The organism is Embleya australiensis (assembly GCF_051903075.1).
Lineage (GTDB): Bacteria > Actinomycetota > Actinomycetes > Streptomycetales > Streptomycetaceae > Embleya.
In genome coordinates this window covers 942,116-967,133 of sequence record NZ_CP182423.1, presented here as the reverse complement: position 1 = coordinate 967,133, position 25,018 = coordinate 942,116, and the positions used below count along the sequence as shown (strand labels likewise).

The 25,018-nt window shown below is 71.8% G+C and carries 24 protein-coding genes; 13 read left to right on the top strand and 11 right to left on the bottom strand.

Annotated features, from left to right (window positions below; translation table 11 throughout):
- The first annotated feature begins 6 nt into the window (after positions 1-6).
- From ACMXN5_RS34445 to ACMXN5_RS34430, 4 genes are read left to right on the top strand one after another with little or no spacing between them, the layout of a single operon-like run.
- A complete protein-coding gene (locus ACMXN5_RS34445; protein ID WP_395794902.1) occupies positions 7-957 on the top strand; it encodes an ABC transporter permease in 951 nt (316 codons plus the stop codon).
- Entirely contained in the window at positions 954-1,829 is an 876-nt protein-coding gene (locus ACMXN5_RS34440) for an ABC transporter permease (RefSeq protein ID WP_439678823.1), read from the top strand. Before ACMXN5_RS34445 ends, ACMXN5_RS34440 begins: the two co-directional genes overlap by 4 nt.
- Positions 1,826-2,860: an ABC transporter ATP-binding protein gene (locus ACMXN5_RS34435; protein ID WP_439678822.1), complete on the top strand. Its 1,035-nt coding sequence runs from the start codon at positions 1,826-1,828 to the stop codon at positions 2,858-2,860. The genes ACMXN5_RS34440 and ACMXN5_RS34435 overlap by 4 nt, the downstream gene beginning before the upstream one ends.
- Positions 2,857-3,678 (top strand): ABC transporter ATP-binding protein, encoded by an 822-nt coding sequence (locus tag ACMXN5_RS34430; protein WP_439678821.1) that lies wholly within the window; start codon positions 2,857-2,859, stop codon positions 3,676-3,678. The genes ACMXN5_RS34435 and ACMXN5_RS34430 overlap by 4 nt, the downstream gene beginning before the upstream one ends.
- Positions 3,679-3,698: 20 nt before the next feature.
- Here ACMXN5_RS34430 and ACMXN5_RS34425 read toward each other — a convergent pair whose 3' ends face one another.
- Entirely contained in the window at positions 3,699-4,379 is a 681-nt protein-coding gene (locus ACMXN5_RS34425) for a TetR/AcrR family transcriptional regulator (RefSeq protein ID WP_439678820.1), read from the bottom strand.
- A gap of 469 nt (positions 4,380-4,848) precedes the next feature.
- Here ACMXN5_RS34425 and ACMXN5_RS34420 point away from each other — a divergent pair, with 469 nt between their 5' ends.
- A complete protein-coding gene (locus ACMXN5_RS34420; RefSeq protein ID WP_439678819.1) occupies positions 4,849-5,865 on the top strand; it encodes an ArsR/SmtB family transcription factor in 1,017 nt (338 codons plus the stop codon).
- A gap of 246 nt (positions 5,866-6,111) precedes the next feature.
- Entirely contained in the window at positions 6,112-7,005 is an 894-nt protein-coding gene (locus tag ACMXN5_RS34415; RefSeq protein ID WP_439681340.1) for a hypothetical protein, read from the top strand.
- A gap of 31 nt (positions 7,006-7,036) precedes the next feature.
- Here the strand turns inward: ACMXN5_RS34415 and ACMXN5_RS34410 are convergent, their stop codons facing one another.
- Positions 7,037-7,486: a nuclear transport factor 2 family protein gene (locus ACMXN5_RS34410; protein ID WP_380006166.1), complete on the bottom strand. Its 450-nt coding sequence runs from the start codon at positions 7,484-7,486 to the stop codon at positions 7,037-7,039.
- A 130-nt stretch (positions 7,487-7,616) separates the two neighbouring features.
- Here ACMXN5_RS34410 and ACMXN5_RS34405 point away from each other — a divergent pair, with 130 nt between their 5' ends.
- Positions 7,617-8,171, top strand: a complete 555-nt coding sequence (locus ACMXN5_RS34405) for a MarR family winged helix-turn-helix transcriptional regulator (RefSeq protein ID WP_439678818.1) — start codon at positions 7,617-7,619, stop codon at positions 8,169-8,171.
- A gap of 6 nt (positions 8,172-8,177) precedes the next feature.
- Here the strand turns inward: ACMXN5_RS34405 and ACMXN5_RS34400 are convergent, their stop codons facing one another.
- The 6 genes from ACMXN5_RS34400 to ACMXN5_RS34375 all read right to left on the bottom strand — a co-directional run bounded on the left by ACMXN5_RS34400 (position 8,178) and on the right by ACMXN5_RS34375 (position 15,809).
- Positions 8,178-9,221, bottom strand: a complete 1,044-nt coding sequence (locus ACMXN5_RS34400) for a LacI family DNA-binding transcriptional regulator (RefSeq protein WP_439678817.1) — start codon at positions 9,219-9,221, stop codon at positions 8,178-8,180.
- A gap of 141 nt (positions 9,222-9,362) precedes the next feature.
- A complete protein-coding gene (locus ACMXN5_RS34395; RefSeq protein ID WP_439678816.1) occupies positions 9,363-11,606 on the bottom strand; it encodes an RICIN domain-containing protein in 2,244 nt (747 codons plus the stop codon).
- Positions 11,607-11,873: 267 nt separating this feature from the next.
- Complete coding sequence (locus ACMXN5_RS34390; RefSeq protein WP_395795079.1) at positions 11,874-13,352, bottom strand: GntP family permease; 1,479 nt, start codon at positions 13,350-13,352, stop codon at positions 11,874-11,876.
- 117 nt (positions 13,353-13,469) lie between these two features.
- Entirely contained in the window at positions 13,470-13,889 is a 420-nt protein-coding gene (locus ACMXN5_RS34385) for a RidA family protein (protein ID WP_395794916.1), read from the bottom strand.
- A gap of 58 nt (positions 13,890-13,947) precedes the next feature.
- Positions 13,948-14,703: an IclR family transcriptional regulator gene (locus ACMXN5_RS34380; protein WP_439678815.1), complete on the bottom strand. Its 756-nt coding sequence runs from the start codon at positions 14,701-14,703 to the stop codon at positions 13,948-13,950.
- Positions 14,700-15,809 (bottom strand): sugar kinase, encoded by a 1,110-nt coding sequence (locus ACMXN5_RS34375; RefSeq protein WP_439678814.1) that lies wholly within the window; start codon positions 15,807-15,809, stop codon positions 14,700-14,702. The genes ACMXN5_RS34380 and ACMXN5_RS34375 overlap by 4 nt, the downstream gene beginning before the upstream one ends.
- A gap of 181 nt (positions 15,810-15,990) precedes the next feature.
- Between ACMXN5_RS34375 and ACMXN5_RS34370 the strand changes: the two genes are divergently transcribed.
- Positions 15,991-17,280 (top strand): amino acid deaminase, encoded by a 1,290-nt coding sequence (locus ACMXN5_RS34370; RefSeq protein WP_439678813.1) that lies wholly within the window; start codon positions 15,991-15,993, stop codon positions 17,278-17,280.
- A gap of 10 nt (positions 17,281-17,290) precedes the next feature.
- Complete coding sequence (locus ACMXN5_RS34365) at positions 17,291-18,910, top strand: N-acyl-D-amino-acid deacylase family protein (protein WP_439678812.1); 1,620 nt, start codon at positions 17,291-17,293, stop codon at positions 18,908-18,910.
- Between the two features lie 55 nt (positions 18,911-18,965).
- Here the strand turns inward: ACMXN5_RS34365 and ACMXN5_RS34360 are convergent, their stop codons facing one another.
- On the bottom strand, positions 18,966-19,844 hold the full coding sequence (locus ACMXN5_RS34360; RefSeq protein WP_439678811.1) for an SDR family oxidoreductase: 879 nt from the start codon (positions 19,842-19,844) through the stop codon (positions 18,966-18,968).
- Positions 19,845-20,054: 210 nt separating this feature from the next.
- Between ACMXN5_RS34360 and ACMXN5_RS34355 the strand changes: the two genes are divergently transcribed.
- Genes ACMXN5_RS34355 through ACMXN5_RS34340 form a run of 4 tightly spaced genes read left to right on the top strand, consistent with a single transcriptional unit; the run spans position 20,055 to position 23,248 of the window.
- Positions 20,055-20,711 (top strand): HemK2/MTQ2 family protein methyltransferase, encoded by a 657-nt coding sequence (locus tag ACMXN5_RS34355; protein ID WP_439678810.1) that lies wholly within the window; start codon positions 20,055-20,057, stop codon positions 20,709-20,711.
- A 34-nt stretch (positions 20,712-20,745) separates the two neighbouring features.
- Entirely contained in the window at positions 20,746-20,934 is a 189-nt protein-coding gene (locus tag ACMXN5_RS34350; RefSeq protein ID WP_439681339.1) for a CDGSH iron-sulfur domain-containing protein, read from the top strand.
- Positions 20,931-21,977: an iron-containing redox enzyme family protein gene (locus ACMXN5_RS34345; protein WP_439678809.1), complete on the top strand. Its 1,047-nt coding sequence runs from the start codon at positions 20,931-20,933 to the stop codon at positions 21,975-21,977. Before ACMXN5_RS34350 ends, ACMXN5_RS34345 begins: the two co-directional genes overlap by 4 nt.
- A complete protein-coding gene (locus ACMXN5_RS34340; protein WP_439678808.1) occupies positions 21,974-23,248 on the top strand; it encodes a peptide ligase PGM1-related protein in 1,275 nt (424 codons plus the stop codon). Before ACMXN5_RS34345 ends, ACMXN5_RS34340 begins: the two co-directional genes overlap by 4 nt.
- A 240-nt stretch (positions 23,249-23,488) precedes the next feature.
- Here ACMXN5_RS34340 and ACMXN5_RS34335 read toward each other — a convergent pair whose 3' ends face one another.
- Entirely contained in the window at positions 23,489-23,824 is a 336-nt protein-coding gene (locus ACMXN5_RS34335; protein ID WP_439678807.1) for a hypothetical protein, read from the bottom strand.
- 584 nt (positions 23,825-24,408) lie between these two features.
- On the bottom strand, positions 24,409-25,011 hold the full coding sequence (locus ACMXN5_RS34330; protein ID WP_439678806.1) for an O-methyltransferase: 603 nt from the start codon (positions 25,009-25,011) through the stop codon (positions 24,409-24,411).
- Positions 25,012-25,018 lie beyond the last annotated feature (7 nt).

Genomic DNA, 25,018 nt, shown 5'->3' with positions numbered 1-25,018 from the left:
TCTCCCATGCCCGCCCGCGCCCTGCGCATCACCCTTGGGCTGCTCGTCACCCTGCTCGCCGCGTCCTTCGTGATCTTCGGCGCCATCTACGCCGCACCCGGCGACCCGGCCGCGTTCCTGGTCGGCGGCCAGGAGGACGCGACGCCGGAGAAGCTGGCCGCCGTCCGAGCCGCCTACCACCTCGACGACCCGCTGTGGGTGCAGTACGGGGACTGGATCGGCGGCGTCCTGCACGGCGACCTCGGCCGCTCGATGCAGTACCACGACCAGGTCGCGGACCTGGTGTCCTCGCGCGTGCCCACCACGCTGTTCCTCGTCTCCTACTCCGCCGTGCTGTTCGTGGTGGCCGGCGTCGCCCTCGGCGTGGTGTCCGCGGTGCGCGGCGGGCGGGTCGACGCGATCGTCGTCGCGGTCACCACGCTGCTCGCGTCGATCCCCAAGTTCGTCAAGGCGCTGGCCCTGGTCGCCTTCCTGGGCGTGCAGTTGGGCTGGTTCCCGGTCACCGGCGCCGGCGAGGGCTTCGGCGACCGCCTCTACCATCTGACCCTGCCCGCGCTCTCCCTGGCCCTGGGTGAACTGGCCGTGGTCAGCCGGGTGACCCGGCAGAGCATGCTGGAGCAGTACGCCCAGGACCACGTCGCCGTGGCCCGCGCGGCGGGACTGTCCGAGTTCAAGGTGATCCGCCGACACGTGCTGCGCAACGCGCTCGCGCCGGTGGTCACCATGTGCGGCCTGATCACCGCGAGCCTGTTCGCGGGCACCGTGGTCGTGGAGACCGCGTTCGGGATCAGCGGCATGGGCTCGCTCCTCGTCCAGGCGATCAATACGCACGACTTCCCGGTGACCCAGGCCGTGCTGCTGCTCATGGTGCTCGCGTACATGCTCGTCACCACGCTCGTCGACCTCGTCCACCCGCTGATCGACCCGCGGGTGCGCCTCGAAGGAAGCGCCGCATGACCCTCCTCCAAGCCGCCGTGCCCTCGGTCGCCACGGCATCCCCCGAGCCGGCCAAGCCCAAGCGGACCTGGCCGATCCCGTTCCGGATCGCGGCCGGATTCCTGCTGCTGACCGCGGCGTTGGCGATCCTGGCGCCGCTGGTGGCGCCGTACGAACCCGACGCGATCGACCTGAACGCCTCGCTCGCGCTGCCCGACGGCGCGCACGTGCTGGGCACCGACCAGTCCGGGCGCGACCTGCTCTCCCGGGTGCTGCACGGGGCCGGCCCGAGCCTGGTGGCGCCGCTGGCGCTGCTCGCGCTCGCGTCAGTGATCGGCATCGCACTGGGCACGCTGGCCGCCTGGTACGGCGGTTGGGTGGACGCGTTCGTCTCGCGCGTCACCGACGTGATGTTCGCGTTCCCCGGGCTGTTGTTCGTCATCCTGATCGTGTCGGTGTTCGGCGACGGGCTGACCACGGCGGTGATCGCGCTCGCGCTGGCCTACTCGCCGGTGGTGGCCAAGTACACCCGCAGCATCGCGCTCGCGGAGCGGGCCAAGCCCTACATCGACGCCTACCGGGTGCAGGGTATGGGCGGATTCGCGATCTGCGCCCGGCGGCTCGTGCCCAACCTGGCGCCGTCGCTGATCGGCTACCTGGTGCTGATGTTCGGCCAGGTGTTGATGGGCATGGCCACGCTCAGCTACCTGGGTTTCGGTGCCCAGCCGCCCAGTTCGGAATGGGGGCTGATGGTCAAGGAGGGGCAGGCCGCGCTGGTCCAGGGCGCGCTGTGGCCGGCCCTGGTACCCGGCACCGCGATCGCCCTGGTCGTGGTGGCCTTCAACGTCGTCGGCGTGCGGATCTCCGACCGCCTGGGGGTGAGGGAACGATGACGACGGTCGACAAGACGAACGCGGTCGTCGAGAACCGGCTCGACCACGATCGCCTGCTGGACATCGAGGACCTGACGGTCGAACTGCCCGGCGTCGGCGCGCGCCGCCCGGTGCTCGACGCGGTGCGTCTGCGCGTGGATCGCGGCGAAGTGGTGGGCCTGGTCGGCGAGTCCGGCTCGGGCAAGTCCACCGCCGCCAAGGCCGTGTTGCGGATGTTGCCGCGCGACGCGCGGATCCGCGGCCGGGTGGGCGTGGGCGGGCGCGACGTGCTCACCCTGGCCACCGGCGACCTGCGCGAACTGCGGGCCCGCCGGGTGGCGATGGTGCACCAGGATCCCCGCTCCTCGCTGAATCCGGTGCGCCGGATCGGTGACTTCCTGACCGAGCGGCTGATCCACACCCTGGGCCGGCCGAAGGCGCAGGCGTACGCCGAGGCGCTGCGGCTGCTCGAAGCGGTGGGCATCGTGCGACCGGCCGAGCGGTTGCGGCAGTTCCCGCACGAGTTGTCCGGCGGGATGCTCCAGCGGGTGGTGATCGCGGCGGCGCTCGCGGGCGACCCCGAACTGCTGCTCGCGGACGAGGCGACCAGCGCGCTGGACGTGACGACCCAGGCCGAGATCCTGGCCATCCTGCGCGAACACCGCGCCCGGCGCGGCCTGGGCCTGCTGTTCATCACGCACGACCTGCACCTGGCCGCGGCCTACTGCGACCGGGTGTACGTGATGTACGCCGGACGGGTCGTGGAGGAGCGCACGGCCGAGCAGCTGTTCGCGGATCCTCGCCACCCGTACACGGCCGGACTCCTCGCCTGTACACCGGAGTTGGGCGATCCGCGCCCGATCCGGCCGATCCCGGGCCGGCCGCCGTCGCTGGACGACGCCTTCCCCGGCTGCCCGTTCGTCACGCGCTGCCCGGCGGCGCAGGGCGCGTGCGAGACCTGGCGGCCGGTCGCCCGCGAACTCGACGGCGGCGGCAGCGTGATGTGCCGCCGCACCGACCTGGACCACCCCGTGGAGATGGTGCGCGCATGACCACGCCGGCTTTGGAAGTACACGGCCTGTGCCGCGAGTTCGCGCTGCCGGGCCGACGCGGCGGCCGGACGGTCGCGGCCGACGACATCTCCTTCACCGTGCCCCCGGGCGGTTCGCTCGGCCTGGTCGGCGAGTCCGGCTCGGGCAAGACCACGATCGCGCGCATGCTGGTGGGCCTGGTCCGCCCGGACGCGGGCACCATCGCGGTGGACGGACATGCGCGCGCGCCACGCGTACGGGGCGCGGCGGAGCGGCTGCGTCGGGCCCGGGAGATCCAGATGGTCTTCCAGGACCCGTACGTGTCGCTGGACCCCCGGCTCACCGCGGCGCAGTGCGTGGCGGGCGTACTGCGGCTGCACGGCGAGGCGGACCGCGACAAGCGGGTGCGCGAACTGCTCGACCAGGTCGGGCTGGGCACGCGCGAGGCCGACGCGCGTCCGCATCGGCTCAGCGGCGGACAGCGGCAACGGCTGTCCATCGCCCGGGCGTTGGCGGCCCGCCCGCGCGTCCTGGTGCTCGACGAGGCGGTTTCCGCGCTGGATGTGTCGATCCAGGCGCAGATCCTGCACCTGCTCACCGAGTTGCGCACGGAGACGCACGTCGCGCTGGTGTTCGTCAGCCACGACCTCGCCGTGGTGCAGCAGGTCACCGACGACCTGCTGGTGCTCTATCGCGGCGTGGCGGTCGAACAGGGCCGCACCTGCGACATCCTGACCGACCCGCGACACGCCTACACCCGGCTGCTGGTCGGCTCCGCACCGCGCCCCGGCTGGGACCCGGCCTCGGTCGGCGCACTGCGCGCGGAACTCGCCGAGTGAGACACGCGGTCGCCGGCGCGTCAGTACGAGAGGCGGGCCTCGATGCCGTCGAGGATGAAGTCGAGGCCGGTCCGGAAGGTCTCGTCGGGGTCCGGGTGCGGGCCGTCGCGGACGACCGACTCCAGTGCCGGGTATCGGCCGGTGGCGAAGACGCGTTCCAGATAGGGCCCGAAGGCGGCCTGCCACTGCCGCTTGTCCATCCCGGTGGCCCGCTCGGCGCGCCACTCGGTGATCTCCCGGCGCACCGCGCCGATCACGTACGCGTCGACCGCGTCGACGGCCGGCACGACGATGTCCAGGCCGATGTCGCCCATCGCGGCCAGCACGGCCTCCCCCCTGGCCAGCGCGTGCGGCCCGAGCCGGGGACGCCCACCGATCAGATCGGCGAACCACTCGTGCCGGTGGGCGGCCTGCCGGGTGGTTTCGGCCAGGGAGTGCAGCACCTCGCGCCAACCGTCTCCGACCGGCCGAATCTCGGCGTGAACCGCGTCGACCATCAGGTCGAGCAACTCCTCCTTGGTAGCGATGTAGCCGTACAGCCGCATCGGCCCGACGCCCAGCACGGCGGCCACCTTGCGCAGCGACACCGCCTCCAGGCCGTCCACATCCGCCAGCCCGATCGCCGCACCCAGAATCCGCTCCCGACTCAACGGCGCCGGCACCGGCCGACTCGGCGGCTCCTCCCGCTCCCACACCAACATGCCGCCGACGATACATCGCGACGTGTGCGGCCGGAGGTGGGCGGATATCCGGTCACCTCCGGCCGGGGGCGAGTCTGGTGGAAGGCCCGGCCCTCCCCGTTGGGCGGGGCGTGATCCGGGTGTGGGGCCGCTTGGGGTCGGGCGGCGTGTTTGTTCGGCCTGTGCTTCCGCCCCGTGTCGGATCTTCGGCCGATTTCGTCGCCTGTACCCATGTGGCTTCGCACCCGGAGTCCTCCACTCCGGCTCGAATTGCTCGGGCGGGCGGACGACGTTGTCCGTTCGCCTCGTGTCCGAAGCCTGGTCGATTCGGCGTCGTCTGAAAACGCCTTTCAGGCTGGGCTGAAACCCGCTGGTCGGAGCGCCGTCGAGGACGCACACTGTCGTGGTCCTCCCGATGAGGTGCGCACCCAACGGGAGGCGGCATACAGCGCGTCTCGGACGAATCGCCACCGACCCTCGGAGTACACGAGTGCTGCGGATCCACTTCACCGCGGAGGACCTGGCCCGGACCCGACTGGCCACGACGGTCGGTGCGGCGGCCGAGACCTACCACAGCCTGGAACTGCTGCACGGCCCGCGCAGACCGCTGCCCTTCCGGGCCTGGCGCGCCGAGGTGGCCGCGCGACTGGAGGCGGCGCCCGGTCCGCTCACCGCGCTGATGCCCGTCCGCGGCCCCGGCCTGGACCTGCGCACGCTGGTCGGCGACTCGCCCTCCCTCGACGAGGGCATCGAGAACCTGCTCGCGGTACCCGGCGCGCGATTACGCGCGGAACTGGCGGACCTGACCTTCGATCCCGCCTACGCGACCTGGGTGCGCGACTTTCTGGACGGCGCCCTCGAACCGCGCCGCGAGTTCGCCGAGGCGCTGCGGGCCGCCCATGCCGTGACGGTCGCGCCCTTCCACGAGCGGGTGCGCTCGCATCTGGAGGCCGCCCGCAGCCGCTACACCCGCACCTTGCTCGACGGCGGCGTCGAAGGACTGTTGGCCGGGTTGTACGTGCCGTACATCCGGTGGAATCCGCCGGTCCTGGAGATCCGACGGCGCAAGGACCACGACATCGTGCTCGGCGGCCGGGGCCTGGTGATCGCACCGACGCTCTTCGTCTGGCGGGAATCGGCGGTGCTCTGGGACGTCCAGGACGAAACCGCGCCGTACGTGCTGGCCGTACCCACCGTGCGCGACCTCCAGGACGGCGCCGCGCTGTGGCAGCCCGGTACGGGCGACGACCGCGCGCTCGGCGCCCTCCTGGGGCAGACCAGGGCCGCCGCGCTGACCGTGATCAACGACGGCTGTACGACCACGGAGTTGGCCCGTCGGCTGAACGTCTCGCCGGCGTCCGCGAGCCAACACGCGACCGTGCTGCGAAACGCCCGGCTGATCACCACGACCCGTCGTGGCGGCGCGGTCCTGCACTCGCTGACCTCACTGGGCCTGGAACTCCTCGGCGACAGCCCGCCGCGCGCCCGCCACCCGGCGCGGACCTGACCCGACCCGACCCCACGACGCGACCCGACCGCTCACGTCGGCGGCGCCGGTATCGCGATCACCGGTTCCCCGAGCACCTCGCGGTTGCCCGGCAAGGCCTGGAGCGCGGCGAGCAGGCCCCACGGCGCCCCGGGCCGTTCCGGGCCTGCGCACCCGGGCCCTCGGCCCGGGATTGCGCGGCGGGCGCGGGCGGGAAGGCTGCCGGTGACCGGTTGTCGTCGTCGTGTCGGGAAGGAATCGCCCGTGATGCGCAGGGGTTCGGGTACGAGCGCACAAAAGGGTCATCCGTTCGGTCGTCGGCCCACCGGCGGTTGGGCCGACACGGTGTGGGACTGGTCGAAGTCCGGTACCCGCGACGCCGCCCGGAACCGGCTGTTACGCCGACTCCCCGGCGTCGGCCCGGCGACCGCGTACCGGTTCGGCCTGGTGGAGCGGCCCCACTACGCCTACGGCGTGCGCCGGGCCACCGAATCGGCCGCACGCCTGGGGCATCGGGGCGTGACGGTGGTGGAGTTCGGGGTCGCCGGCGGCAACGGTCTGCTGGCGCTGGCCGAACACGCCCGCCACTACGCCGCCGCCACCGGCGTGGCGGTGCGCGTGGTCGGCTTCGACGGCGGGGCGGGCATGCCGCCGGCCAAGGACCCCCGCGACCTGCCCTACCTGTTCGGCCCCGGCTTCTACGCCATGGACCACGCCCGACTACGCGCCCGCCTGGGCGAGACCGAACTGGTGATCGGCGACCTCGACCGCACGCTCCCCGACTACCTGGACACCCACACCCGCGAACTCCGGGAAAACCCGGTCGGGTTCGTCGCATTGGACCTGGACCACTACACCTCGACGACCACCGCACTCGAACTCTTCCGCAGGCCCGACCACGGCCACCTGCTGCCCAGGGTCACCTGCTACCTCGACGATCTCCCGGGCACCGTCGAGCAGATCGGCGAGGCCGCCGCGATCGCCGACTTCAACGCCGCCCACCCGACCCGACCGATCGGCCGCGTCCTGGGACTGCGCGCGTTCACCCCGTTCGACCCGCCGTGGGCCGACCAGGTCTACGCCCACCACCGCCTGGACCACCCCGACTACCCGACCCTGGAAGCGGGCGCGACCGGCAACCAACTCCCCCTCACCCGCTGATCGCGCCCGGCGCCGCCACGTCCTCCGGCCGCTACGCCGTCTCGGCTGCCGAGTCGTCGCCGATGATCGAGTCGACGGTGATCCAGTCCGGCGGCATCGTGGACGGCGTCTTCCAGAAGATGTCGAGCTTGCGGATCAGCCCGTCGTCGTTCAGCTCCAGGTAGTTGGCGAAGCGCATCGCGAGCGGCTCCTCGCCGGCGGCGTACGTGATGGTCTCCACGGCCTCGTTGAACGCGTAGCGGCCGTCGTCGCTGAGGAACGTGAAGCGCGACCGCAGTTCGTGGGCCCGGGTGCGGCCGATCACACCGGACACGAACGCGATGTACGCGTCCTTGCCCCGGCAGGTGTCCTCTTCGTTGTCGCGCATGCCGATGCGGACGAAATCGTCGGCGAGAGTGGACGCGACGAGGTCCCAGTCGTGGCTGTCGACGCCCTTCCAGAAGTTCGCGACGGTCTTCGCCCGCTGCTCGCGGTCGCTCATGACGGCGGGTTCCTTTCGCTGGATTGCCCGGCCCTGCACCGAACCACAGTTGCGCCACTGACGCAACTATCTTGCTAAAATGGGCCCCGCCGGGCGGCCCGGCACCACACGACGCGACCGGGAAGCCCAGATGACCGACGCCACCCCCCAGCCCGACCCGCACCCCCGACTCAGCGAGGCGGCCATAGGCGGCGACTCGCCGCACGGTGCCTGGCTGCGCTCGGTCATCCCGCCCCTGCGCGACCTGGTGCGCGTATCCCGCGACGACCGCCTCGTCGAACGTGTGGGACGCGAGGCCGGCGTACGGGTCCCCACCCACCTGGTGCTCGCCCTGACCCGCATCGGCGACTTCCAGCCGGTACGCCTGTCCGACCTCGCCGATCGGATGGAGGTCGGCCGCACCACCCTCAGCCGCCAGGTCGCCGAACTCGTCGCCGCCGGATTCGTACGGCGTACCCCCGACCCCGACGACGCCCGCGCCGCCGCCCTCGAACTCACCGACCACGGCGAGGAGACGCTGCGCCGGATCTGGGCGGCCTGGAGCGACGTCATCGCCGAAGTCACCCGAGACTGGCCCGAATCCGACCGCGAGGCCCTCCCCATACTGCTGGGCCGCCTCACCTCGGGACTGCGAGGCCTGACCGAGAACGTAACCGAGAACGGACCGAAGTCCCCGACCCGGTAACGGCGATCAGGCCGCCGGCGACGCCCCGGGCGCCGGTCCCGTGCTGGCCCGAACCAGCAGCGTCGGCTCCACCGCGGCCGGCTCCTGTGGCGCCGCCGGGTCGGCGATGTACCGCAGCAGCCGGCCGACCGCGAGGGCTCCCATCCGCCCGAACGGCTGGGCCACGGTGGTCAGGGACGGCGAGCAGTATTCGGCCAGCGGGATGTCGTCCACACCCACCACGGACACGTCCGCCGGCACCCGGCGGCCGAGTTCGTGCAGCGCGCGGATCACCCCGAAGGCCATCTCGTCGCTGGCCACGAAGACCGCCGTGACGTCGGGGATCTTGCCCAGGATCAGGCCGTGGTGATAGCCGGAGGCGGGGGACCAGTCGCCCACCAGCTCCGGCGGCACCGACCGGCCCTCCTCCTCCAGGGTCGCGACCCGGCCCCGCGAGCGGCCGGCCGCGTCGTGCCACTCCTGCGGCCCGGCGACGTGCCAGACGCTCTCGTGCCCGAGGTCGAGCAGGTGCCGGGTGGCCAAGCGGCCCACCGACACCTGGTCGACGGCGACCACTTCGGTCGCCGCCGTGCGCGAGCCGTCGACGGTGATGGTGGGCACCACGGAGGTGAGCTGTTCGATGCGCCGGCTGACGTGGATCAGCGGCACCGCGAGGATGACGCCCTCGACGTGCTGCTCGGACAACCGGATCAGCGCGGCCTCGATCGCGGAGGTGTCCAGCGAGGCGGTGGTGGCGGTGCTCACGGTGTAGCCGGCCTCGTCGGCGGCGCGTTCGATGCCGACGGTGAGGGCGGTTCGGGAGTAGAAGCCGGTCTGGAGGGTGACCACGCCGAGGGAACGGCTGCGCCCCGAGGACAACACCCGGGCCGCGTTGTTCTTGCGGTAGCCGAGCTGGTCCACGGCGACCAGCACCTTCGCGCGGGTCTCGGCCTGGACGTTCGGATGGCCGGCCAGAGCGCGGGAGACGGTCTGCGCGGAGACGCCGGCGACTCGGGCGACGTCGGCCATCCCGGGTGGCCGGGCGGCGTCACGTGGCCTGTCGTTCGCCATGGGGATCCTCCCCCGTCGAGCCGCCGGGGGTCCTCCCGGTCGAGCCGCCTTGATATCGATGCCAGTCGATCACAAATGAAATATCGATTCAAGGCGGCCCGATCGATCCCCGCGCCGGGATCGATGACATCCCGGGGTCCGTCAGGTGATCGTCCACCGCTGGAGCGGCGACCCGGTGTCCGTCTGCTGCGTTACCGCAGCGCCGTTCGCGGTCGAGCCGGTGGTGAGCAGTAGTCCGCTGTGTACGGAGGCGACGGTGTAGTCCCCGGCCGGCAGCCCGGTCAGGGTCCACCGCTGGTTGTCGCGGCCGGTGCAGGTCCACTGGACGATCTTGGCGCCGGCCGTGGTCGCGGCGCCCTCGACGTCGGCGCACAGCCCGGATTCGGCGTTGGCCAGTTCGTAGGAGCCGTCGCTTTGCCGGGTGAAGCGCCAGCTCTGGTTGAGGCCGCCGCCGGCGGTCCAGGTGATCAGCGAAGTGCCGGGCGTGGTGCTGTGATTCGGGTCGTCGAGGGCCTTGCCGCCGGTGGTGAGGGTGTGGGTGCCGCTCAGGTCGCCCGGCCCGGTGCCGACCGCGGTGATGGTCAGGGTCTGCTCGGCGGCGGTACGGCCCGCGCCGACGCCGCTGCCGGTGGTGTCGGTCCAGGCGCGGACCGGGGTCGTCTCGGCGAGTCGGCCGGATGTCCCCGAGAGGCCGACGACCAGTCCGCTGTAGCGGTTGACCAGCCGGTACGTCCCGGTGGCCGCGCCGTCGGCGGCGGTGCCGGGGATGACGAACCACTGCTGACCCAGGCTCGGCCCGCCGGCACCGACCGCCGTGACGGTGGGGGCGGTTCCCCAGGCGCGGCCCGCGGCCGGGGTGGTCGGGACGCCGAGGAGTCGGCCGGTGGCGGCGTTGGTGATGCGGTAGGAGCCGTCACCGTTGGCGGCGAAGCTCCACGCCTCCAGACTCGATCCGGTGGCGGCCGGCAGGGACGTGGTGGCCGAGCCGCCCGACACCTGGGCCAGGACCCGGCCGCTCCCGCCGCCGATGCGGTACGTCTTCGCGGGGTCGAACGGGGCGACGGCGGGCGCCGAGCTGCCGATGTCGACGTTGACGTATTCGGACGAGGATCCGCCGGAGCAGCCGAAGGAGCAGTAGGAGCGGAAGTTCTTGCCGACGATCATGGAACTCGTCTTGCTCGCGCCGTCGAGGAACCAGCGGTACCACGAAGCCGTGTGGTAGCCGCCGGTGTCGCCGATGAGCTTCCACTTCTGGGTGGCGAGGTTGTCGGTGGCGTAGAACTGCTGCGGCGCGTTCCCGCTCTGGTCGACCGCCTGCGGTTGCCCGATGTACAACCCCAGATAGGCGTTGTACGTGATGTCCATGACGAACAGCGGCGAGGTCGACGGCGCGGTGCCGGCCGCGACCTGCTGAGCGACCGTGCCGGTGTTGGCCGGGTCGTACTCCTTCGAAGTGGGCGTGTATCCGGTGGAGTTGGTGGCGTCCACCGGTACCGCGTTGCTCTCCTTGCCGCCCACGCCGGGCTGCGACCATGCGCCGTCGTACCACTTCTGCCAGGTGCCGGTCGCCATCTTCCCCGAGATGGGCGCCCGGGCCACGTGCGCGTGGAACGCCTTCCAGCCGCCGTTCTTGTCCACCACGCGCGAGCCGTAGAAGGCGTAGAAGTAGCCGGAGGCGGTGTCCACGTAGAGCCGTTGGTCGCCGTCGCCATAGGAGTAGGTCTGGTTAGGGAAGGCGGCGGTGTCACCCCGCTTGGTGCTGTAGGGCGAGGTGATGGCGTGGTCCTTGATCGTCCACGTCCGGCCCTGGTCTCGGGAGACCGCGTAGTCGATGGAGTCGAAGTGCACACCGTCGCCGAAGGGTTGCGGGCTGAACTCGTTGTGTACCAGCCCGTACCAGTCGCCGGTGTCCGGGTCGACCCACATCCCGGTCAGATCGCAGAAGTTGCGCTGCGAGTACCCCGAACCGGCGGGCGCGTAGGTGGACTCCACGCCGGTGGGGCTGTTGTTGCAGAAGGCGGTCGTGTTCGCGTTCGTGCCCGCGTTGCCGATCGTGTCGGAGAAGCGGGCCGAGTCGAAATCGGTCCCGGTGAAGAAGCTCCACGCGCGGCTCTGGGTCGCGCCGTAGAGGGAATGGGCCTGCTGGAAGTAGAAGGTGCCGTCCTTGTCGATGTAGGGGTTGGCCGGGGTGTCGTCCGGGTGCGTCCACGACCCCTTGGCGCCGACGGCCACGGAGTAGGTGGTCGCGGTCGCGGTCGCGGTCGCCGTTGCCGGCGCCGAAGCCGACTCCGTCGCGGAAGCCGTACCCGCCGAAGCCGAGCCGCCGCTCGCGAACGCCAGGGCCGTGCCGAGGACCGCCGCGATGATTCTTCCGGGAGGTGACATCTCTCTCCGTTCTCCAACGCCCCACCGCAGCACCTGCGGACGGCGCGTTCTGATATCGATATCAGCGTGGATCGCTCGGTCGTGGCGGCCCGTGAAGGCCGGACTTCCGAGGGGAAAGCGAGTACGTCGTGCCGGCGAGCGCGCGCCGACGCCAGGAACTATGGCAGAGGATGTTATCGATGCCAATGGTCTTGGCCGGGCGACCATACGCAAAAGGCCGCCTTCCCGTTTCCGGGAAGACGGCCTTCGGCCCGCCTACGTGCGGTACTAGATCACCAGGCTCAGCAACGCCGCGACCGCGAAGCCCGCCACCGACAGCACGGTTTCGAGGACGGTCCAGGACTTGAGGGTGTCGCGCTCGGAGATGCCGAAGTACTTGGCGACCATCCAGAACCCGCCGTCGTTGACGTGGGAGGCGAAGATCGAGCCCGCGGAGATCGCCATGATGATCAGGGCGAGGTGGGCCTGCGACATGTCCTGACCCTCGACCAGGGGCACGACGATGCCAGAGGTGGCGACGATGGCCACGGTCGCCGAACCCTGGGCGACGCGCAGGACCACCGAGATCAGCCACGCGAGGACGATGACCGGGAGGCCGACGTTGTCGAAGGTCGTCGCGAGCGCGTTCGCGATACCCGACGCCTTGAGGACCGCGCCGAAGACCCCGCCCGCGCCCACGACCAGCAGGATGTTGCCGACGGGCTTGAGCGAGGCGGTCGACACCGTTTCGAGCGACTTGCGGGACCAGCCCCGGCGGATGCCGAGCAGGTAGTACGCGAGGATCAGCGCGATCGTCAGGGCGACGAAGGGGTTGCCGAAGAACTCGATGACCGAACGCACGGTCGACGGGTCGAAGGCGATGGAGGAGAACGTCGCGCCCAGGATCAGGATGAGCGGCGTGCCGATGATGGCGAGAACCGTACCGAGCGCGACGGGCTTCTCCGGCGGCTCGATGCCCGAGGCGGCCTGCTCGGCGGCGACGGCGGCCTTCGCCTCCGCGGCGGCCTCGACCATGTCGTGCGGGACGTCGACGAAGATGCGCTTGCCGATCCACGCCGCGTACGCCCAGGCGGCCAGCACGGCGGGGATGCCCACGACGACGCCCATGAGGATGACCCAGCCGAGCGAGACGTCGAACAGCCCCGCCGCGGCCACGGGTCCGGGGTGCGGCGGCAGGAACGCGTGGGTCATCGACAAACCGGCGAGCAGCGGCATCGCGTACAACAGGATCGACTTGCCGGAGCGCTTGGCGGCGGCGTAGACGATCGGCGCCAGTACGAAGATGCCGACGTCGAAGAAGACCGGGACGCCGAAGATGAGGCCGGTCAGACCCATGGCGAGCGGCGCGCGCTTCTCGCCGAAGAGGTTCAGCAGGCGGGTGCTCAGCACCTCCGCGCCGCCGGACACCTCGAGGATCGCGCCGAGCATCGTGCCCAGGCCGATGATGATCGCCACATGGCCGAGAATGCCGCCCATGCCGGACTCGATGACCGAGACGGCGGCGGACTTCTGGACGGTACCGAAGAGTTCGGTGACGGACAGCCCCGCGCCGAGGCCGACGGCTATGGAGACCGCGAGCAGCGCGACGAACGGCTGGAGCCTGACCTTGATGATCAGGTAGAGAAGGAGCGCGATGCCGAGCGTCGCGACGGTCAGCAGAGCGGCCGTGCCGTCGAACAGGAGCAGTAGACCGCCGGTGTGCGGTGGGGACTTCGGGGGCGGCGTCGAAGCCGGCAGCGTGGACAGCACGGAGGGGACCTCATGGATTCCGGGCGTGGGGCAGGGGGGACCGCGGCACGGCGCCATGGGGGAGGAGGGCGCCGTGCCGAGGGGGACAGCCGGGAACAATCGGGGCAACGGGTCTCAGCCGAGAACGGCGAGTGCGTCGATCTCGATGAGCAGACCCGCGGGGAGGCCGACGTAGACGGTGGTACGGGCGGAGGCGGGCGCGGTCAGGCCCTGCTCCTCGAAGTACGCGTTGTAGATCTCGTTCATCTCGGCGAAGTGGCCGGTGTCGGTCAGGTAGACGCGCATCATCATCACGTCGTCCCAGCTCGCGCCGCCCTCCTCCAGGATCGCCTTGACGTTGGCGAAGGTCTGGAGGGTCTGCTCGCGCAGGGTCGGACCGGCGGGGGTGGGCGCCTGGCCCTCGACGGCCGGAAGGAATCCGACCTGGCCGGCGACTTGGAGGATGTTGCCCTTGCGCACGCCGTGGGAGAACTTGGCGGGCGGCGCGGTGTGGCCGGCGGGGGTGATCGCGATCTTTTCGAGCTTGTCGGTCATGAGCGTGCCTTCTTGGTCGGGGCGGTGATCGGGCGCTGATCGCGCGGTCGTCGAGCGGTCATCGCGGGGGGTGGGCGGTGCCCGAGTACTCCCGCGTGATGGCGTCGGCGGTGCGGCGTACCAGCGGGAGCAGGCTCAGGAGTTCCTCGGCGGTGACGACGACATTCGGCGCGGAGACCGACATGGCGGCGACGACCAGACCGTCCGCACCGCGGACGGGGGCCGCGACGCAGTTGATGGACTCCTCGTGGCCACCGAGGTCGGTGGCCCAGCCCTGTTCGCGGACGGTCGCCAGTTCCCTGAGAAACGCGGCGGCGTTCGGTATCGAACGGGACGTGTACATGGGGTAGTCGAGCCGCTCGGCGAGGGCGCGCCGCTCGGGCTCGGGCAGGTCGCCGAGAAGCAGCTTGGCGACGGCGGCGACGGTGATCGCGACCGGCTTGCCGACGCGCGAGTACATCCGCACCGGGTAGCGGCTCTCGACCTTGTCGATGTAGAGGACCTCGTTCTCCTCGTACACCGCGAGGTGGACGGTGTGCCCGCACTGCTCGTTGAGCGCGACCAGGTGCGGGTGCGCGATCTCGCGGACGTCGAGGTTCTCGACGGCCTCCTGGGCGAGCGCGAACAGGCGCGCGCCCAGGCGGTAGCGCTGGTCCTGCTGGCGGTAGACGAGACCGTGCTCGTGCAGGGTGCGGAGCAGGCGCAGCGCGGTGGACTTGTGCACGCCGAGGCGCTCGGCGACCTGTCCGAGGTCCGCGGGCCCCTGGGCCAGCAGCGGCAGGATGCTCAGCGCTCGGTCGACGGTCTGGCTCATGGCGTACATACCTCCCGGTCCGCCCCGGTGGCGGCGGCCTCGGTCCAGCCGGGGCCGAGACGCAGTCTGCCCCAGGCCGCGTCGTCCAGGGCCGCGAGGCGATCGGCGACGGCGCGCGGCGGGGGGACGGCGAGGTCGCCCGCGACGGTGAGGGCGGCGGCGGCCATGAGGTGGCCGTGGCGGATGCGCCGGCGTACCGGCAGGCCGCGCAGGGTCGCGGACAGGAACCCGGCCGCGAAGGCGTCGCCCGCGCCGACGGGAGCGGCGATGTCGACGGTGAGGGCCGGGACGAACACCGACGGCCCGTGGTCGGTGAAGACGGTGGCGCCCGCGCCACCCTGCTTGACGACGACGATGCCCGGCTCGGGGAGCGCGGCCCGAATCGCGTTCGCGCCGCGGATGTTCCACGCGGCTTCGGCCTCGTCCTCGCCGACGAAGACCAGGTCGGCGCCGCGCGCCAGGTCGAGCAGGACGGTGGGGTCGGCCGCCACGCTCCGGCGCTCGTCCCAGAGGTTCACGCGGTAGTTGACGTCGAAGGACACGAGGGGCCGACCGGGCCGGCGGCGGGTCGCCTCGCCCAGGAGCGCGAGGCAGTCGTCGGAGAGGGCGGCGGTGATGCCCGAGACGTGCAGGATGCGGCCCGACCACAGGTCCCTGTCGGGTACGACACGGGGCGACATGGCGGAGGCCGCGGAGCCGGCGCGGTAGTAGAGGACTTCCGCGACGGGTTCGGCATCCGTGGCGACCGCGACTGCTGCGAGCGCAGCGTCGGTCCCGGCCCGGTCGCCGTCCCCGACGGCCCGTTCGCCCGCGGTGCGGAAGTAGATGCCGGTCGGGCGGAGCCGGTCGCGCTGCACGGCCGACGTGTCGACCCCGTACGCCGCGACCGCCTCGACGAGGTGGTCGCCGAAGCCGTCGGTGCCGACCCGGCTGAGCCAACGTGTACGGTGCCCGGCCGCGGCCAGCGCGCACGCCACGTTGGACTCGGCGCCGCCTATGCCACGTTCGAAGGACGGAACGTCGGCGAGGCGACCGGAGCGTGTGGGCACGAACGTGACCATGGACTCGCCGAGGCAGACGACGTCGACGGTTGCTGATGCGGTCACGCTCACGATGGCTCGGGCTCCTGGTTCATCGGACGATCGAAGATCATCGGCGGTCGCATCCGCCTCGCCGACGGTCGCGCGACGCCGACCATTGACCCGGCGTTGGCTCGGATGTTAGACAGCACCGAGCGATATACGCAATGGCCGTTGCACAGGATGCAACGATACTCCGGAGGTATCCATGGCTGTCGACAACGCCGTCGGACGGCTCGCCAGGCTCGCGGACGAGCGTGTCGACCACCGTTTCAAGGGCCTGCCGCCGGACGCCGAGGGCCTGACCGTCGGCGAACTGGCCGCCGAGCGGCGCAACCTGTTCACCGGCGGCTTCACCACGCCGGTCCTGGCGCTGTCCGCCGAATCCGTCGAGCACAACCTCGCCCTGATGGAGACGTACGCACAACGACACGGCCTGGCGTTCGCCCCGCACGGCAAGACGTCGATGGCCCCGCAGTTGTTCGCCCGCCAACTCGAACACGGCGCGTGGGGCATCACCGTGGCCGTCCCACACCAGGCCCGGGTCGCCCGCGCGTTCGGCGTCCCGCGCGTCTTCCTCGCCAACGAGCTGGTCGACGCGGCGGCGCTGCGCTGGGTGGCCGCCGAACTCGACGCCGACCCGGACTTCCGATTCCTGTGCTACGTCGACTCCGTGCGCGGCGTCGCGTTGATGGACGCCGCACTGCGCGCCGCCGGGGCCCGCCGCCCGGTCGACGTGGTCGTGGAACTCGCGGCGGGCGAGGGCGCCCGCACCGGAGCCCGGACCGAGAGCGAGTGCGCCGAGATCGCCGACGCGGTCGCCGCCTCCCCGGTCCTGCGCCTCGTCGGCGTCGCCGGCTACGAGGGCGAGGTGCCGCGGGCCGACGGCGACCGGGTGCGTGCGTGGCTGCGCCGACTGACGTCCCTGGTCGCCGAGTTCGACAAGCGGGGCCGCTTCGAACAGCTCGACGAGATCGTGCTCAGTGCGGGCGGCAGCGCCTGGTTCGACGCGGTGGCCGACGTCTTCGCCGAGCTTCCCGCGCTGTCGCGCCCGGTCCTGAAACTGCTGCGCTCCGGAGCGTACGTCTCGCACGACGACGGCCACTATCGCCACCTCACGCCGTTCAACCGGGTCCCCGACGAGGGCGCCCTCCAGCCGGCCTTCCGGCTGTGGGCCCAGGTCGTCTCCCGCCCGTCCGCGACGCAGGCGTTCGTCAACGCCGGCAAACGCGACGCCGCGTACGACCTCGACCTGCCCGAAGCACAGGTGGTGCGCTCCGCGCGCGACGGCTCGACGCGACCCGCCACCGGCATCGCCGTCACCGGCCTCTCCGACCAGCACGGCTGGATCACCACCGACGCGGGCGCCGAGTTGGAGGTGGGCGACTGGCTCGGCATGGGCCTGTCGCACCCGTGTACGTCCTTCGACAAATGGCAGCTGATCCCGTTGGTCACCGCCGACGGCACCGTGACCGACTACATCCACACCCTGTTCTAGGAGCCGTCGCATGGACCTCGTCATTCGTGATGCACGCGTCATCGACGGCGCCGGCGGCGCGTCATACCGGGCCGATGTGGGTCTGGACGGCGGCCGGATCAGCGAGATCCGGCGTGCGGGCGGTCGCCGGCTGTCCGGCCGGCGCACCCTCGACGCGGACGGCCTCGCGCTCTCGCCCGGCTTCATCGACATGCACGCGCACAGCGACCTCGCGCTGCTGCGCGACCCGGACCACTCCGCCAAGGCCGCACAGGGGGTGACGCTCGAAGTCCTCGGCCAGGACGGCCTGTCGTACGCGCCCGTCGACGACCGTACGCTCGCCGAGGTGCGCAGGTCGATCACCGGCTGGAACGGCGACGGCTCCGACATCGACTTCGACTGGCGCACCGTCGGCGGCTACCTCGACCGCCTCGACCGCAACTTCGGCGGGCAGGGCATCGCGGTCAACGCGGCCTACCTCATCCCGCAGGGCACACTGCGCATGTACGCCATGGGGTGGGACGGCCGCCCCGCGACCGACACCGAACTCGCCCGGATGAAACAGCTCGTCGCCGAGGGCATGGAGCAGGGCGCGGTCGGCATGTCGTCCGGCCTCACCTACACCCCCGGGATGTATGCGGACGACGCCGAACTCACCGAACTGTGCCGCGTCGTCGCCCGATACGACGGCTACTACTGCCCGCACCACCGCTCGTACGGAGCCGGGGCGTTGCAGGCGTACGAGGAGATGGTGCAGCTCACGAAGGCGGCCGGCTGCGCGCTCCACCTGGCCCACGCCACGATGAACTTCGGCGTGAACAAGGGCCGCGCCCCCGACCTCCTGGCCCTGCTGGACGCGGCGCTGGACGACGGCTGCGACATCTCCCTCGATACGTATCCCTACACACCCGGCTGTACGACGCTCGTCGCCGTGCTGCCGAGTTGGGCGAGCGAGGGCGGCCCCGAAGCGACCCTGGCCCGGCTCCGGGACGACGCCGCGGCCGAGCGCATCCGCCACCACCTGGAGGAGATCGGCTCCGACGGCTGCCACGGTGTCCCCATCGAGTGGGACACGATCGAGATGTCCGGCATCACCGACCCGGGGCTGGAGGCGTACGTGGGCAAGACCGTCGCCCGCAGCGCCGCCGAGCGCGACGAGGAGCCCTGGGTCACCGCCCGACGCCTGCTCATCGGCGACCGGCTCGGCTCGACGATCCTCCAGCACGTCGGGCACGAGGAGAACGTCCGACAGATCATGCGCCACCGGGTGCACACCGGCGGCAGCGATGGAATCCTCCAGGGGGACAAGCCGCACCCGCGCGCGTACGGCACCTTCCCGCAATACCTCGGCCGCTACGTCCGCGAGTTGGGGGTGCTGAGCCTGGAGGAGTGCGTGGCGCACCTGACCTCGCGTGCGGCGGCCCGACTGGGCCTGCCCGACCGGGGCCTGGTCCGCGAGGGATACCGCGCCGACCTGGTCCTGTTCGACCCGGACACGGTCGCGGCCGGCTCGACGTTCGAAAACCCGCGCGTCCTGCCCACGGGAATCCCACACGTCCTGATCGACGGCAGGCCCGTCATCGAGGACGGCCGGCGCACGGACGTCCTCGCGGGCAAGGCGATCCGCCGAACCGGGACGGCCGCCGCCTGAGCGCACGCCGCGCCACGCCGCGCGCCGGACCGCCCCCCGCACATCGGCGGCGGGGTCAGCCCGGGAGGGTTTCGCCGCCGATGGGGGCCAGGACTTCGCCGGAGTAGTAGCCGGACAGGCGGCCGGAGGCGAAGAAGACGTAGGACGGGGCGATCTCGTCGGGGTGTGCCGCGCGGCCCATGGGTGTTTGCTTCCCGAACGAGGCGACCTTTTCCGGCGGGAACGTGGCCGGGATGAGTGGGGTCCAGACCGGTCCGGGGGCGACGGCGTTGACCCGGATGCCGCGTTCCTGGAAGGACTGGGCCAGGGAGTAGGTGAACGCGAGGATCGCGCCCTTGGTCGCGGAGTAGTCGATCAGTGTCTTGTTTCCGCGCAGGCCGTTGATCGACGACGTGTTGATCACGCTGCCGCCCGAGGGGAGGTGGGCCAGGGCGGCCTTGGTGGTCCAGAAGAAGCTGTGGATGTTCACCCGGAACGTGTGGTCCCATTGGGCGCTGTCGAGTTGCTCGAGGTCGTCGACCGGGTTCTGGGTGCCGCAGTTGTTGACGAGGATGTCGAGCCCGCCGAGGTCGGCCACGGTGCGCTCGACCATCTCCCGACAGTTGCGCTCGATGGACAGATCGGCGCGGTGGAGCACACACGTGCGCCCGGTCGCCTCCACGAGCCGTCGGGTGTGCGCGGCGTCCTCGTCCTCCTGGTCGGACAGGTACGCGACGGCGACGTGGGCGCCCTCCTTGGCGAAGGCGACGGCCACGGCGCGCCCGATACCCGAGTCGCCGCCCGTGATCAACGCACGCTTGCCGTCGAGGAGCCCGCTGCCCCGGTAGTCGGCCATCTCGTCCCGAGGGGACGGCGTCATCTCCCTGGTCGTGCCCGGCGCACTTTGCTGCTGCGGGGGAGGGGGCGGGGGAGTCTCCTTGGACGGTTTACTCATCGCGGATCCTTTCGAGCACGACCATGGGGCGGTCGGTGAGTGGCCGTCGCCCGTGTGGGCGCGCGATCCGCCCGCTACCCGCAGGGCTCCGGCCCATGCGCGGCGGGCAGCGGGCGGATACGTGCGACGGCGCCCACCCGGTGCGATCCCGTCGGCGCGAGGATCATGGAGTTTGTCGGGGCCCCACCGGGGCAGCCGACGATGATGAGAATGCTTCGTTTGCCCGGTGTGTATCGACCTCAGGCGGACACGAAACTCCTGGCGTCGGCGTTCGTCGAGCAGGGGTTGCATCGAGCCGATCAGGTGTTGGACGTCGGGACCGGGACCGGGGCGGTGGCGCTCGCGGCGGCTTCCGCGACGTCCGCCGGCTGTCGGGTCACGGCTATCGACATCTCCCGCCAGGCCGTGTGGGCGGCTCGCCTGAACAGCGCGTGGCGTCGCAGCCGGGTCAGCGTACGTCGCGGCGACCTGTTGGAACCCGTGGCCGGCCGGACGTTCGACGTGGTGTTGGCGAATCCGCCGTACGTGCCCACGCGGGAGGAAAACGCTCCTCCGCGCGGGCGCGCGCGGGCCTGGGACGCCGGTACGGACGGGCGACTCGTGTTGGATCGGCTGTGTACCCAGGTGCCGCGCCACCTGAAGCCCCAGGGCACGCTCCTGGTCGTGCACTCCGCGCTGTGCGGCGTGGGGACGACGCTGGGGCTGCTCGAAGCCGTCGGCCTGCGTGCCCGGGTGGTCGCCCGCAGCCTCGAACCGTTCGGTCCCGTGCTGTCCGCGCGGGCGGCCTTCCTGGAGGAACGCGGCCTGATCGAGCCGGGCTGTCGCGAGGAGGAGTTGGTGGTCATCCGTGGCGACTTCCCACAGTGACACCCGCAGGATCACGGTCGTCGACGGCGGGCCGATGCTGGTCGAGGGGCCCGTCGAGGTGGAGCTTGCCGACGGGAGTACGGCCTTCTCCGACCGGAGCGTGGCGGCCCTGTGCACGTGCCGCCGAACCCGTCGCCCGCCGTGGTGCGACACCAGCCACCGGGCTCATCGGCTCCCACCGGAGCCACGATCCACCCCACCGACGGCCGGGGAGGACGGATGACCACGCCGATACTGCCCACCCCTCGCGGGCCGCTGTCCCGCGCGGTTCTCGCGGCTCTGGCCGAACCGGCCGGGACGGGCGTACGGGTGCCGGCCGGAGCCGACCCGGACGCCGACTCCGGTGCCGACGGCTTCGGCGAGGACCTTCAGTTCGCCCTGTACGCCTGCTACGAACTGCACTATCGCGCGTTCGCGGGAGTCGATCCGCGCTGGGAATGGGACCCCGACCTGCTGCGTCTGCGTGCGCGACTGGAGAAGTCGTTCCTGTGCGCGCTGCGGGAGAACGTCGACGCCGATGGCGGTGTGGACGATGCCCTCGCGCCGCTGCTGATCGAGCCGCTCGACGGCACCGGGGTCAGCCGCCACCTCCTGGAGCGCGGCGACCTGGAGCAGTTCCGCGAGTACGTCGTGCACCGCTCGCTCTACCACCTGAAGGAGGCCGACCCCCAGGCGTGGCTCATCCCGCGCCTGACCGGACGCGCCAAGGCGGGCGTGGTGACCGTCGAGTTCGACGAGTACGGCGGCGGCCGTGCCGAGCGTATGCACGCGCGGCTGTTCGCCGACCTCATGCGCGGACTCGGACTCGATCCGGCGTACGGCTTCTACCTCGACCGGGTGCCCACGCCGATGCTGGCGGTGGTCAACCTCATGTCACTGTTCGGACTGCACCGGGCGCACCGGGGCATGGCCGTGGGTCAGTTCGCCGCCATCGAGATCGGCTCGCCACCCGGTGCGGCCCGCCTTGCCGCGGCACTGGAACGGTTGAACGTCGCGGACCCGGCGTGCGCCCTGTTCTACACCGAACACGTCGAGGCGGACGCCGTCCACGAACAGCTCATGCGCCGCGAAGTGGTGGCGGCGCTGCTGGAGCACGAACCCGACCTCGAGGACGACGTGGTCTTCGGGATCCGGGCCGGCGGCGTCGTGGAGGACCGGCTCGCCGCGCACCTGCTCACCGCCTGGAACGAGGGCCGCAGCTCCCTGCGCCCACCGGAGCGGCCTGCGTCGGAGCCGGCGCGCCGGGCCGCGACGGGCGCACCGTGATCACCGAGTACGAGGATCCCGGCGCACTCGTCCTCCTCGCCAACTTCGTCTCGCCCCTGGCCGCCGACCTGGCCGAGGAGGCGACCCTGCGGCGCTGGTCGGAGCAGGCGCCGCGCAAACTGTGGCTGATGCGACCGGACGACGTCCTGGTCACGCCCGTGCCGGTGTCCGACACCTTCCGGCACTATGCCTGCCGGCGCCTGGGGATCGCCGAGGCATCCCTCACCGTGCTGACGGTGCCGGACACCCCGCACCTGCCGATGGCACAGGCCGTCACCGCGCACGGTCTGCTGGAGCCGCTGCGCACGCTGGTCCGCGAGCGCCCGGAAGCGCGCCTGCTCCCGATCGCGCTGGACGTGGCCGCCGTCCGCCTCGCCGCCGACCTCGGCATCGGGATCGCTCCGTACGAGGCGGGCGGGCCACGGCCGGACGTGCTCCGCCTCGTCGCGGACCTGAACACCAAGACCGGCTTCCGCACCCTCGCCGGACGACTGGGCATGCGGCTGCCGGAGGGGCGGGAGTGCACGCGCGCCGACCTCGATCGGGTGACCGACGAACTGCTCTCCGAAACGAAGCGCGTGGTCGTCAAACCCGACCGCTCCGCCGGCGGACACGGCATGCGCTTCGTGACTCGTGGTGACAGCCGCTCACCGGCGCCGGCCACCACCGGTGACCGATGGGTCGTGGAGCGGTACGTGGAGCACACGCGAGCGGTCAGCGCCCAGGGCTACGTCGCTTCGGGCCGGGCGCGGGTGCTGTTCGACGGCGAGATGCGGATGTCCGGCGGCTCCTTCGCCGGGTACATCTGCCCGCCGTGCGACCTCCCGGGCGTTGCGCGCGCCGAACTTGCCGACTGGACGCTCGCCCTCGGCCGTCACTTGGCGGCCGAGGGATACCGGGGCCCGTACAGCCTGGACGCCGTCTGCGCCGTGGACGGCACCCTGTACGCCCTGGAATGCAACGTCCGCCGCACCGCGACCAGCACCGTCCACGCCCTGGTGACCCGACTCGCCGGTACCGACCGCCCGGCGCCGGTCTGGGCGATGGGAACGATGCGGGCCGATGCCACGATGCCGTTCGACGCGGCGGTGGAATGCCTGATCGCAGCGGGTCTGGATCTGCGACCGGGCACGGACCGGGGAGTGATCCTCTACGTGGACCGCCCGGCGGACGGCGGCGGATGGCGCTATGTCGTCGTGGGGCCCGACCACGCCGGAGTCGACGCGTTGGAGAGCCGGCTGGCCGCCGCCTTCGCCGGGCACCGGGCGTGACCGGCTGCGCTTCGGCTCGCTCGTCCCCGGAGCGAGCGAGCCGAAGCGCGGCACCCCGTCGGCCCGCTCGTGGGTACGGCGGGCCCGGCGGGGGTTGTCCTCGCGGGGTGGTCCGGCCGGGTCCTCGCGGGATGCAAGCGCGAGGACCCGGGTCTCGGTCGCGAGGCCGAGAGTGCCCGTCGGGCGCCTCTTTACGGCCCAACGACACGGATGCTCAGGGGGATCGGGTGCGGGGGCGGTTCACTCGAACGCGGTATCCGGTGGCGGCGGATCCTCCGGTTCCGGATCCTCCGGTTCCGGGGCGAGGGCGCGCGCGTGGTTCTCGTGTCCGCGGACCTGGATGTGGTGGTCGGTGCACGCGATCACGACGCAGGGGTGGCCGTGGTCGGTGTTCTCGGTGTCGATGTGCAGTTCACCCTCGGTGCCGACGGCGAGTTTCGGGCCGCCGGTGAGTACCGCGTTCCAGGTGAACGGGTAGTCGGTGTCGGCCGCGGGCCAATCGTGCAGACAAACGTCCACCTCGACGTGGCCCCCACCCGGCACGTCGATGTGGCCGTGGGCGGCGAGAACGTCCATTTCCCCAGTGTGCCCCCGAGGCTGCCGGCGCGGACCCGCGGAACCGGGGGACGTACGAATCCGGGGCGTCTGCCCGGCGCCTTCGGCGGGCATCCGCGGGGTGTTCGCGGCCGACCCGAGCGGAGTATCGCTCCGGGTGACGGGGGTAGGCGTATGGGTGTGCCGGCTGCTCCGGTGGCCGGTGCCCGCGCGATCCGGTGTCGGTCCATCCTCCCGGTCCGACGAACGGACCGCGTGTGCGGAGGAAGCGTCGGCGGTCGGCGGAAACGGGAGCTTCACGCCGACCTCCGACCTCCGGCCCGGACCCGGCTCCGGTCCGCGCTCGATCCCGTTGCCGGCGCGCGGCGGTGGGTTGCTCCAGGGGAGTGAAAACGTCGGCTCCGTACCTGGCGGGGGAGGGGTCAGCGGCTGGGGGCGCGTCGCTCGCCAGGAACAGTACGGCGTCGGCACTTCGCGCGGGCGGCCGAAGCGGCCCATCAGGGTGCGATCAGCGACGGCCGTCGCCGCCCGGGCCGCCGCCGCATGGATTCATCCGATCCTGGACCGCGCCGCCGAGGCGGGCACCCTGCGACCCGGCACCGGCGTCAGCGGGGTGGGAGTCGGGTTCCGACGATCACGCCGAGGTCTGCCGCGAGGCGGAGTTGGGTGGCTCGGAGTTCGGGGTGTTCGAGCCAGTGCAGGCGGGAGTGGTCGACCGCGCCGTCGAAGTACGGCGGCCAGGTGGCGGTGGGGGTGAAGTCGTCGATCACGACCGTCCCGCCGGGGGTGAGCAGGTGAGCGGGATCCGCGGCGCCGTTGCCCTTGGCCTGGCCTCCGCCGTCGAGTACGAGCAGGTCGTAGGGGCCGCGGTCGGCGATGCGCCGCCAGTCGCCGGGGAGGACGTCGACGTGATCGCAGTCCCGGAAGACCTCCGCCGCGACGCGCGCTCGGTCCGGGTCGCGTTCGACGCTGACGAGCCGGGTTCCGGGGAGCGCGCCGGAGGCCAACCACGCCAGGCCGACGCCGTATCCGGTCCCGGTCTCGCCGATGCGGTGCGCGGCCCCGGCGGCCAACACCTGTAGCAGGCGGCCCTGTTCGGGTCTACAGGAGAACGCGAAGCCGTGCCGGCGCGCCGCCTCCACCGCCCGCCGGACCAGCGGGGGCAGGGCGTCGTCGTCCCGGTACGCGTCGGTTCCGGTGAGCGACATGACGCCA

Excerpts from the sequence above, each read along its gene's own strand:
- ACMXN5_RS34445 (WP_395794902.1), top strand. The coding sequence starts at position 7 with ATGCCCGCCCGCGCCCTGCGCATCACCCTTGGGCTGCTCGTCACCCTG.
- ACMXN5_RS34440 (WP_439678823.1), top strand. The coding sequence starts at position 954 with ATGACCCTCCTCCAAGCCGCCGTGCCCTCGGTCGCCACGGCATCCCCC.
- ACMXN5_RS34435 (WP_439678822.1), top strand. The coding sequence starts at position 1,826 with ATGACGACGGTCGACAAGACGAACGCGGTCGTCGAGAACCGGCTCGAC.
- ACMXN5_RS34430 (WP_439678821.1), top strand. The coding sequence starts at position 2,857 with ATGACCACGCCGGCTTTGGAAGTACACGGCCTGTGCCGCGAGTTCGCG.
- ACMXN5_RS34425 (WP_439678820.1), bottom strand. The coding sequence starts at position 4,379 with ATGTTGGTGTGGGAGCGGGAGGAGCCGCCGAGTCGGCCGGTGCCGGCG.
- ACMXN5_RS34415 (WP_439681340.1), top strand. The coding sequence starts at position 6,112 with ATGCGCAGGGGTTCGGGTACGAGCGCACAAAAGGGTCATCCGTTCGGT.
- ACMXN5_RS34410 (WP_380006166.1), bottom strand. The coding sequence starts at position 7,486 with ATGAGCGACCGCGAGCAGCGGGCGAAGACCGTCGCGAACTTCTGGAAG.
- ACMXN5_RS34405 (WP_439678818.1), top strand. The coding sequence starts at position 7,617 with ATGACCGACGCCACCCCCCAGCCCGACCCGCACCCCCGACTCAGCGAG.
- ACMXN5_RS34400 (WP_439678817.1), bottom strand. The coding sequence starts at position 9,221 with ATGGCGAACGACAGGCCACGTGACGCCGCCCGGCCACCCGGGATGGCC.
- ACMXN5_RS34395 (WP_439678816.1), bottom strand. The coding sequence starts at position 11,606 with ATGTCACCTCCCGGAAGAATCATCGCGGCGGTCCTCGGCACGGCCCTG.
- ACMXN5_RS34385 (WP_395794916.1), bottom strand. The coding sequence starts at position 13,889 with ATGACCGACAAGCTCGAAAAGATCGCGATCACCCCCGCCGGCCACACC.
- ACMXN5_RS34380 (WP_439678815.1), bottom strand. The coding sequence starts at position 14,703 with ATGAGCCAGACCGTCGACCGAGCGCTGAGCATCCTGCCGCTGCTGGCC.
- ACMXN5_RS34370 (WP_439678813.1), top strand. The coding sequence starts at position 15,991 with ATGGCTGTCGACAACGCCGTCGGACGGCTCGCCAGGCTCGCGGACGAG.
- ACMXN5_RS34365 (WP_439678812.1), top strand. The coding sequence starts at position 17,291 with ATGGACCTCGTCATTCGTGATGCACGCGTCATCGACGGCGCCGGCGGC.
- ACMXN5_RS34360 (WP_439678811.1), bottom strand. The coding sequence starts at position 19,844 with ATGAGTAAACCGTCCAAGGAGACTCCCCCGCCCCCTCCCCCGCAGCAG.
- ACMXN5_RS34355 (WP_439678810.1), top strand. The coding sequence starts at position 20,055 with ATGCTTCGTTTGCCCGGTGTGTATCGACCTCAGGCGGACACGAAACTC.
- ACMXN5_RS34350 (WP_439681339.1), top strand. The coding sequence starts at position 20,746 with ATGCTGGTCGAGGGGCCCGTCGAGGTGGAGCTTGCCGACGGGAGTACG.
- ACMXN5_RS34345 (WP_439678809.1), top strand. The coding sequence starts at position 20,931 with ATGACCACGCCGATACTGCCCACCCCTCGCGGGCCGCTGTCCCGCGCG.
- ACMXN5_RS34335 (WP_439678807.1), bottom strand. The coding sequence starts at position 23,824 with ATGGACGTTCTCGCCGCCCACGGCCACATCGACGTGCCGGGTGGGGGC.
- ACMXN5_RS34330 (WP_439678806.1), bottom strand. The coding sequence starts at position 25,011 with ATGTCGCTCACCGGAACCGACGCGTACCGGGACGACGACGCCCTGCCC.